At 34.1% G+C, this 9,710-nt stretch carries 10 protein-coding genes and 1 pseudogene; 3 read left to right on the top strand and 8 right to left on the bottom strand.

The genetic code is table 11. The features are described 5' to 3' along the window. Together CCPUN_RS00805 and CCPUN_RS00800 are read right to left on the bottom strand one after the other, a co-directional pair. Window positions 1-319: hypothetical protein (locus CCPUN_RS00805; protein WP_165941879.1), on the bottom strand; the 319-nt coding region annotated here is incomplete at its 3' end. A 170-nt stretch (window positions 320-489) separates the two neighbouring features. Then, complete coding sequence (locus CCPUN_RS00800; protein ID WP_133281688.1) at window positions 490-1,467, bottom strand: hypothetical protein; 978 nt, start codon at window positions 1,465-1,467, stop codon at window positions 490-492. Window positions 1,468-1,840: 373 nt separating this feature from the next. Between CCPUN_RS00800 and CCPUN_RS04780 the strand changes: the two are divergent. Then, a pseudogene (locus CCPUN_RS04780) lies at window positions 1,841-2,110 on the top strand (IS3 family transposase); the annotation flags it as partial. A 22-nt stretch (window positions 2,111-2,132) separates the two neighbouring features. On the opposite strand, the gene CCPUN_RS00795 reads toward CCPUN_RS04780, so the two are convergent. From CCPUN_RS00795 to CCPUN_RS00780, 4 genes are read right to left on the bottom strand one after another with little or no spacing between them, the layout of a single operon-like run. Then, window positions 2,133-3,389: an MFS transporter gene (locus tag CCPUN_RS00795; protein WP_133281687.1), complete on the bottom strand. Its 1,257-nt coding sequence runs from the start codon at window positions 3,387-3,389 to the stop codon at window positions 2,133-2,135. Window positions 3,390-3,405: 16 nt separating this feature from the next. Then, a complete protein-coding gene (locus tag CCPUN_RS00790; RefSeq protein ID WP_133281686.1) occupies window positions 3,406-4,713 on the bottom strand; it encodes an esterase/lipase family protein in 1,308 nt (435 codons plus the stop codon). Between the two features lie 23 nt (window positions 4,714-4,736). Further along, window positions 4,737-5,393, bottom strand: a complete 657-nt coding sequence (locus CCPUN_RS00785; RefSeq protein ID WP_133281685.1) for a phosphatidylserine decarboxylase family protein — start codon at window positions 5,391-5,393, stop codon at window positions 4,737-4,739. 50 nt (window positions 5,394-5,443) lie between these two features. Next, window positions 5,444-6,289, bottom strand: a complete 846-nt coding sequence (locus CCPUN_RS00780; protein ID WP_165941877.1) for a phosphatidate cytidylyltransferase — start codon at window positions 6,287-6,289, stop codon at window positions 5,444-5,446. A 347-nt stretch (window positions 6,290-6,636) separates the two neighbouring features. Between CCPUN_RS00780 and CCPUN_RS00775 the strand changes: the two genes are divergently transcribed. Together CCPUN_RS00775 and groL are read left to right on the top strand one after the other, a co-directional pair. Next, window positions 6,637-6,915 carry a co-chaperone GroES gene (locus CCPUN_RS00775; RefSeq protein WP_133281683.1) on the top strand — a complete coding sequence of 93 codons (279 nt, stop codon included), beginning with the start codon at window positions 6,637-6,639 and terminating at the stop codon, window positions 6,913-6,915. A gap of 45 nt (window positions 6,916-6,960) precedes the next feature. Then, window positions 6,961-8,604 (top strand): chaperonin GroEL, encoded by a 1,644-nt coding sequence (groL, locus tag CCPUN_RS00770; protein ID WP_133281682.1) that lies wholly within the window; start codon window positions 6,961-6,963, stop codon window positions 8,602-8,604. A gap of 102 nt (window positions 8,605-8,706) precedes the next feature. Here the strand turns inward: groL and CCPUN_RS04680 are convergent, their stop codons facing one another. Together CCPUN_RS04680 and tmk are read right to left on the bottom strand one after the other, a co-directional pair. Beyond that, on the bottom strand, window positions 8,707-8,865 hold the full coding sequence (locus CCPUN_RS04680) for a DUF4277 domain-containing protein (protein WP_165941876.1): 159 nt from the start codon (window positions 8,863-8,865) through the stop codon (window positions 8,707-8,709). A gap of 103 nt (window positions 8,866-8,968) precedes the next feature. After that, on the bottom strand, window positions 8,969-9,616 hold the full coding sequence (gene tmk / locus CCPUN_RS00765) for a dTMP kinase (protein WP_133281681.1): 648 nt from the start codon (window positions 9,614-9,616) through the stop codon (window positions 8,969-8,971). Window positions 9,617-9,710 lie beyond the last annotated feature (94 nt).

The raw sequence follows: 9,710 nt of genomic DNA, 5'->3' as shown, positions 1-9,710 counted from the left end.
CCTCATTTCTACAGAAAATAGCAAAATATAAAATAGATTCTTGTACGTAATCTATATTAGGACATGTATATTGCCATCGCCTTATTTCTATATTTGCAATGTTTTTGTGTTTATATGCATCATACTTATTAAACAGTTCTTTTACTTTCGAATAATCTCCCTTTTTAATGGCTGTTTTGAGATCAGATGCAATACGTTTTTGCTCTATTGTATTATGGATTTTAGTTTGCGCCTTATGTGCAATGCTTCTACAAGTACTTATGCCAGTAATCATCCATAACATGGCTGAAAAGGCGATTATTTTGCAAATGTGTTTCATAAATAAAATGTGTTAAATAGTCTGAATATAGACCTGTTGAGTAAGTACTAGGCCTTTTCCCTCCCTGAAGCAGATTTTGATCTACGCAAAAGCCATCCATTATGTACAAATAACTGTGTTTTTATGTTATATACTTACGAAACAAATCTTTAAGATGATTCATTTAATAACTAGTCTAAAAATTTGATCGTTGTACGTGAAGAAATTGCTATAGAGAATGAAGTAATAAAGAAATCTCTACCTATCATTCCTTGTTCATACCTGACCCGGTCTTCAGTCCATTTTCTTTTACTGATATAACTACATATGCGCATTGTAAGAGCTGCAATTTGATCAGATGTTGCAAACCAAGAAGAAACCATTTTAGGATGATAATTAGGTGTATCAGGAGAAACACTGGTAATAATAATAGCAGAAGCCGTATTGGAAAAAGCATGCCATCCACTGGTAGCCGGTTGCTTTTTACGTAATTTTAATAGATGTACTCCAGCTGTCATTAAGCTTACGCCTGCATTAGACCAGATGGTTAATAAATCTGCACGCTGAAAACCCTGTTGCAACTCAAGATACAAGGCAACAGACATTAAAATAAGGTAAGTACCACCTTTCACTAAATTTAAGTGTGCTGCATGATCTTGGCTAAAACTGTAAAAACGATACTTTTTTTTTCTCAGACTACCAAAACAATACTTCCACCCAGCACCAAAAAGATTTGATGCACTGTTAGCTGCAAACGTAATACTAGCAATGGGTAGCCCCTTAAGCATTTCTTCTATAGGCATCTTTATGGTATTCCCCTTGTTGGTAATCGTTTTTAATTTCTGAGAATCAATAGTACCATCCACCATAGACTGCTCTATTTCATCTATTTCTGGTAAATAAATCTCAACATTATTGGAATTTATATCTTCTAATAAACTATCATTATGTACTTTTATCAATACAGGAAATAAGACTTGATTTAGATCAATGCCCGTAGGCACTAGTGCTGTATCATTAAGTGGCACAGACATTGCTTGGCTGAACGGTTCTGAAAGTGCAGCTCCTGCTACAAGGGCTTTATTTAATCTGATATTTTGAGTAACTCGCTTCTGACTACAAGCGCCTAAAGCGTAAAATAGCGTAATCCATAAGATGGACGTATACACATAATGTGTGAGTTTCCTGAAATATTTCATTATCAATTTAATTTATATTAAAATAACTTAATAACCTTCTAAGAAAGTCTATACCTATAGGCATAGCATGTCTAAAAAACAACCTAGCCTATTTCCACTTGAGTCCTTGTATATAAAAAATTTGTATGTGTTGTACATCCTTTGCACCAATCCTTATGCAAAATTATGACACCACTATGCTTAAATGGATATATACAAAAGAGCCCATGTGTAGGAACGCATAGCATTTACGCTGCATGTGATGTGATAGATCACCAGCAACGGGAATAACTCTGGATCCTTATTAAGAATATAATTATTTTACATCAAAAATCCAATTGGAGAGGATATAATGGCTTGATCTGTAACAGGTAAAAGTATCCAGCTCTGGAAGAAACAATTTTTAACCAATGCTTCCTTAGCATTTGATACAGAAAAAGTTGTTAGTATTTACAAAGATCAAATTAATAAACTTAAGGAAACAAATGATGAACTAGCCAAAGCTTTGGGCAAAACTACAGTTGAGCGGGACTGGGCAGTGGGGAAGCCTAAGAGCTTGGATTTATCAAATAAAAAAAGTCTTTCCAGATCCAAGCTTAGTAACTTATCAAAAGCAAGGCAATGTGAATTATTGGCAATCAAATTGTGTATAGCATTTATTCTGATGCAGAATCAGCCATGATCATGCTCGCAATAATTGCTAAAATAGCTATATAACAAGCAGGGGCTATGGGATTATTGCTCCAATGAAATAAATACAAACAAATGGATGTAGCAGATTTACCTAACAAAGTACTTCCTAATACGGTAGCAAATCCGATGGTAATATAAGGTGTCGTTTTAGATACTTGTTCCTTTGCCCAAAGTGTTATAAAACAGGAAAATATAACACCAAAAAAAATCAACCAACAACGTACAAACATTACATACAACATGGAAGCCCCTCTTAACCAATAAAATAGTGGCATTATAGATAAGCCAATGAATAAACTAGATACGGCCATCAGATTATTATGATCATATTTTCGACAAATTGAACCCATCCAGATCAGTAAAACAACGTCCAATACCATGAATATTGTTACATGTTGCATCATACTTGCATAAGAAATGCCTGTCACCAATGGAACAAAGCTGTTCATAAATAAAAATGGCACTGTATAAGTAACGTAGCTAAATCCCGTGACTATAGCAATACGTATGATGGCAATACGCTCTTTCCAAAATTTCAGAAAAAGAACATAAGATGTTTTTGTATCTATTTTATAAACAGCAGTTGACTGTACATTTAAATCTGTTACATATAACCTAAAAATAATAAGATTTAATAAAGTTAATACGCCTGCTATAACAAAAGGAAGATGCCAGTATTGTGCTGAATCATGAATTAGTGCAAAAATAGTTCCTACACCACCAGCCAATAGTATACCTACCATGGTTGAAACTTGATAAGCAATGGAAGCTCCTTTTGCCTGTTGTGTAGAAGCATCTTTAAGTAGATACAATCTAGCGATATGATGTTCCCCAGCTGAGCAAGCTTCTATACAGATTCTACATAGCATTAGTAAGATCACACTCCACCATGTTGCCTCCTTGTTACTCGGCAATAACCCAATAGCGATTAAACCCATTCCTACACCTACAAGGGTATAGCGCAATGCTACGGATTCTTGTTTATCTTCCGCGATTCTACTAAAAAAGAGTATACCAAATGGTTTTGCTAAAAAAGAAGTCATAAAAAGGCCATATCCTAATACAAGTTGGATAACAATATGTTTGTCAGGGAAAAAAACAGGTGCAATAATTGGAACTAAATAGCCATATATAGCATTATCAAAATGAATAAATGCATTAGCAATAAGTATTGTCTTACGCTGACTTGTAGACATTACTGATCTTGTTATTGTAGACATCTAACAGTACAGCTATCTATCCACCAAGGGCGGCTGTCGGAGTAGTATCTTCTACCTCTACCTGTTCTTTTTTATAGAAGACATTTTCTGTAATTTCTGTTACTGTTTGTATAACCTTATTATTATCTAATTCAGCAATACCTTTCTTTACAGAAATACCTACTTTATTACCATGGCATACATCATTTATTTTTATACACTTGAAATCTTTTTTATCTATTCCTTCTGCATGTTGGGTAGCAACAGTAAGCAACATATCATGTTCGCACATTGGATCACCGCCTATAAGTTTTGCATAAGTGCGATTGAGCTTTTCTAATTCCTGTTTACTAATAGAACTAGGAAAATAATCAAACAATTTAGAAAAGTCTACTAAAACACCAGCTATTGCTTTAATGGGTACATTTATTTCCTTGAGACCTTTCTGCACATAATTCTGAATGAAATCACTATCTCGTTTTAAATCTGCAGCTCCTTGAGTTGTATCCACTATCCGTTGCCCTAAATATTTAACAAGAAAAGGAAAATTTTCTGCTAGACTTGTTTTTAAAACATATCTAACAATACCTTTTCTATATTTTTCATCTATTTTTTCCAAGGTGTCCTTACAATCATCTAATTGTTGATTAACAACGTTAGGGTCATTTAGATGGTCCATTACAGTCGCTCCTGTCCATGGCGTACCTATTGTTATTAGTTGTTCTATAGTTATACCTAATTCCTCTTTTAGCTTATCTGCATATTCTTTGATAATAGTAAAACCACGCAATCCTCCTTGGCTATGCCCTAATATAACGACATGCCTGTTTCTGCCCAACACAGCTTTAATTTCCTGGTAAGATAATTCAGCTTGCTCCTTTATAGAGAGTTTCATACTAAGAGATAGCCCCCACTTTTTAGGGGCTTTATCTACGCATTTTAAAGCTACTATAGTTGCATAAGGAAATGCTTTTTGCAAAGCAGCTTTCATTATATCAAAATCATAAGATATTCTATTTAAGCCATGTAATAATACGATAGCCTGTTTCCTCTCTTCTACTTTAGCAACTTTTACTGTTTTTAGTTTTTTCTTTTTTTTCTTTTTAGGAGCAGTTTGAACAATTTGTTTATGTTGATTTTGATGCGTGGTCGTTGATACATGTTTATTATTATTTTGCTTTTCAGAATCTTTACTACCACAATTTGCTACAAAAAAAAGGGAAAAGATCATGGTAAAGTACAGCGTATGGATAGATCGCTGCATCATTCCTATATTTATGCTTTTAAACTGTTTATTCAACTTTTCTTTATTGTTGCTAAAGCTAGCAATATTTCTATAACACATGAAAAATTAGGTTTAAAGAGTGCCTATATTTTTGCTAAAACAGTAATACCTCCTTTGATTTTGTCTCCTACAGACACCTGAATATCTGCATCAACTGGTAAATAAACCTCTGCCCTTGAGCCAAATTTAATGAACCCACATTTTTCACCTTGCCTTACTTCATCATTTTTTTTAAAATAGAATTTAATTCGACGTGCCATAAAGCCAGCTATTTGTCTAAAAAGAATTTGTTGCTTATCCTCATTTTCAAGAACAATAGTCGTTCTTTCATTATGTGTACTGGACTTAGGATGAAAGGCCACAAAATATTTTCCTGGATGATATTTAAAATATATAATCCTACCAGACATAGGAAATCTATTGACATGCACATTAAAAGGAGACATGAATATACTTATTTTGATTCGATCTGCCTGTAAGTACTCCTCCTCATAGACCCTCTGAATACTAAGAATTTTTCCATCTGCTGGACCTAAGATATACTGATCATGGGTATGAATAATACGATAAGGATCTCTAAAAAAATAGATTAACCAAAAATAAAAAGCACTACTTACAACTGCAAACCCAATTGATTGGCGATAATTAAAGACTTCTTTTTTCTGAAGGCTATAATAAATGGCAAACAAAATGACAGGTGTCCATAATAAAATTCCTTTGCCTTCTTTATGTATTTTCATTGTTCAAAAACCTTAAAACCGTGATGATGAAGGGGAAATACCTTGAACTATTAATTGTTGTATCCTACAAATGCAATTATTTTTAAAAAAGCTACTACTGTAGGAATAGTTAATAGCAAACTATCTACCCTATCCAAAAGACCTCCATGTCCTGGAATTATTTTACTAGAATCTTTTACAGCTGCACTTCTTTTTAGTAGTGACGCAACCAAATCTCCATAAACTCCTGTAACGATAGTAATCCCAGCAATGGATATCCATTGCCACAATGGTAAAATATCAAAAAAATATGCAATAACACAACTAGCAATTCCTGCAGATAAAATACCACCAAATACACCTTCCCATGTTTTTTTGGGAGATATACGTTCAAATAACTTAGATTTCCCTATAGTATATCCTACCAAATAGGCGCCAGTATCTTGACTCCATACAATGATCAAAAGACCCAATATTAACTGATAAGAATACGCTCCTTGATAGAATGCTAAACAATGAAGCATACAGAAAGGAACCGCAATATATAAAATACCCAATAAGGTAGAAGCTATACTTAAAAAGGGATTAGAAGATGCTCTGTTGTAAAGTGCAATTACATAGATTGAAAAGAATAATGGTATATATATGTAACCAAGTATGGGTGTAATGTTATTTTGTAGATAGTATGCAAATGCAATGGTATATAAAAGTAAGCCAAGCCAAATTCCCCAACCACGCATAGGTAAGACATTAGTATGTTTAATTAATTTATAAAACTCTAGCATAGATAGCATCACCACATAGAAAAACAGAAAAAAATAAGTCCATGGAGACCAAACAATTGCAAAAGTAATTACAGGCGTAAAAAGTACAATAGACAGAAATCTTTGTACAATATTTTTTTGATTTTCAAACATAAAAAGAAACATCATAAGTGTTATGGACTGCTAATTCCTTGAATTGGCTTATCATTCAATACGGTAAAGTTTACCCGATACAATGATATAAAAAATACTAAGATGAACAAAATATTATGATTCCCTTATTGTTAACTGTGAGCAATTGTTGGGCAAGGCATGGATAACAGACGAATTGTCACTTTTTAGTTCATTCTGGATGAGTGATCCAAGACTTTATTTAATTTGGCATGAAATATGTTGTAGCGCATATAGGAAATATGCTAAAAATTAGTACGTTTCCCGTATTTTGAGTTATATGATATACAAACTTAACAACAAATATAATTTAGATAGATATAGAAGCTATGAACACAATTAATATACAACCACTAGCTGACAGGGTATTGGTAGAACCTGCAGCAGCAGAAGAAAAAACAGCAGGAGGAATTATTATTCCTGATAGTGCTAAAGAAAAACCTCAAAAAGGAAAAATTATTGCAGTAGGTCCAGGAAAAAAAGATGAACCCATGACTGTTAAAGTTGGGAATGAGGTTCTTTATGGAAAATACAGCGGCACAGAGTTGCATATAGATGGCAAACTTTATCTTATCATGAAGGAGGCTGACATTTATGCTATTGCTTAATTGTAGGAATCAATATTTTAACTTTATAATAAACTTATTTATACAATGGCAAAAAATATAATTTTTGATTCAGAAGCTAGAGAAAAGCTTAAAAAAGGTGTTGACATAATGGCCAATGCTGTAAAGGTTACTTTAGGACCAAAAGGTAGAAATGTAATTCTAGACAAAAAATTTGGGTCACCTAGTGTTACTAAGGATGGTGTTTCTGTAGCTAAAGATATTAGCTTAAAGGATCCTATAGAAAACATGGGTGCTCAGTTGGTAAAAGAAGTTGCTTCTAAGACAGCTGACAGTGCTGGAGATGGGACTACTACAGCAACGCTTTTAGCACAATCCATTTTCACGCATGGTATTAAAAATGTGGCTGCAGGCGCTAACCCCATGGATATAAAACGTGGTATAGACAAAGCTGTGCAAACAGTAGTTAAAAAACTACAAGAAACTTCTAAAAAAATTTCTGGCCCTCAGGAAATAGAACAAGTAGCTACCATCTCTGCGAACAATGATCATAAAATTGGGAAAATGATCGCAGATGCTATGGGACAAGTGGGTCAAGATGGTGTAATTACTGTTGAAGAAGCAAAAGGAACTGAAACAGAAGTGAAAGTCGTGGAGGGCATGGAGTTTGATAGAGGGTATCTTTCTCCCTACTTTGTAACAAATACAGAAAAAATGGAAGTAGAGCTTTCTAATCCATACATTTTGATTTGTGATAAAAAAGTTTCTACGATGAAGGATTTACTTCCTATTCTAGAAGCGGTTTCTCAAACTGGTAAACCATTAGTAATTATTGCTGAAGATGTAGATGGTGAAGCTTTAGCTACACTTGTTGTTAATAAAATTCGAGGTGCCCTTCGTGTAGCCGCTGTAAAAGCTCCAGGTTTTGGTGATAGAAGGAAAGCCATGTTAGAAGATATTGCTGTACTTACAGGGGGTGAAGTAATTTCTGAAGAACAAGGTATCAAACTGGAAAATGCTACTTTACAATCTCTTGGTACAGCTGAAAAGGTGAATATGAATAAAGATAACACCATTATTGTAAATGGAGGTGGTAAAAAGCAAGATATTGACGCTAGAATAGTTCCACTTAAGGCTCAGATCGAGCATGCTACTTCCGATTATGATAAAGAAAAACTACAAGAACGTTTAGCAAAACTTTCTGGTGGTGTGGCTATTCTTTACATTGGTGCTGCTACAGAAGTTGAGATGAAAGAAAAAAAAGATCGTGTAGATGATGCACTGCATGCTACTAGAGCTGCTGTTCAAGAAGGTATTGTTCCAGGTGGAGGTATTGCATTATTACGCATTGCTACATCTGGTGTATTAGATACTATATCTGTTGAAAATGAAGATGAAAAAACAGGTATTAAAATATTAAAACTTGCACTAGAAGCACCGTTGAGAACAATCGTAGCCAATGCAGGTGGTGAAGAGTCTGTGGTAGTACAGCGTATAAAAGAAAACAAGGATGCTGCTTTTGGTTACAATGCTCGTACAGATGAGTTTGAAGACCTTTACCTAGCTGGAATTATTGATCCTACTAAGGTAACTAGATTAGCATTAGAAAATGCAGCCTCTATTGCTTCGCTTCTTCTTACTACTGCATGTGTAGTATCTGATGAACCTGAGGATGAAAAAGCCAATCCGATGCCTCATCAAATGGGAGGTGGTATGGGTGGCATGATGTAAAAATAGATTATTTATATCTATTTTATTTTACACTTGGCTTATGTCATATCCTAAAAGAAGCAGTAAGTTGTTTTAATACCAACTTACTGCTTCTTTTAAATTTTAATGGGAGAAAAAGCAATTGGTTATTTTTGCTCCGTGTCTGGCAGAAACAGACAGGTGTTTATCGACTTTATCTATCAATCCAATTTTATCTATTACCGAGGAAATCATACTTAAATGGTCTAAAACTTGACCGGAAAGCTGTTCTTCTTGGAGCATTTTCTCGTCTATTAGAGCGTATACATGTAATGAAACCAGCAGCGGAATGTGGGATTAGAAGAAACGTTTAATGTATTTCAATAATGTCCTTGCTTTATTAGCATCATGTATTTAAACCACTACCAGTACGAATATGGAGCATAATATGATCCATTATTTTTACAAAATCAGTTTTTGAGTTTTTAAGTTGAATTACAGGACATAGCTGTAATTCAAGTGATTGCTGATAAGCTAATTTCACAGTTTCAAAATGACTTTTCGTCATCTTATCAAAGTAATCTTTCTTGTCTCTTTGTTGGCTCCTGTGCTGCAAGGCATCAAAATCTATGTCACAATAGATACATAGATCGGGCATTATACCTAAAAAATGACGATGTGTAGCTAAAAAAGGTTCCCAAGATGCTGGCTTATGGGTTAGCTGATAAGCAATGGTAGAAAAAATAAACCGATCAAAAATAATAATATCCACTTCATCTTTTAGTAACTCTGTACGAATAAGTTCATTCCGTGCTGCAAGGAAAAGAAAAAGTTCTGTAGTGGGATCGGCATCTTGTGATTTAACTTTTAAAATTGTTTCCCAAATTACTTTTGAGTTTGTGCTCCCTTTAGGGTCATGTAGTAATTTCACACGATAGCCAGTATTAGTCAAAATATCTTGAACATGACCAGCTAGAGTGGTTTTTCCAGAAAAGTCTATGCCTTCAATAACTAGAATAAATGGAGTTGATCTTTTGGGAAATGTAGTGTTCATCAGACTATCTATAGGTAGAGGTTAAAATACTTGATAATACAAACTGTATCTTGACTCGAATTTAGTATATTTAACCCGTAATTCAATGTGGAAT

It is taken from the genome of Cardinium endosymbiont of Culicoides punctatus (assembly GCF_004354815.1).
Classification (GTDB): domain Bacteria; phylum Bacteroidota; class Bacteroidia; order Cytophagales; family Amoebophilaceae; genus Cardinium.
This window is presented reverse-complemented; position numbering and strand designations above follow the sequence as displayed.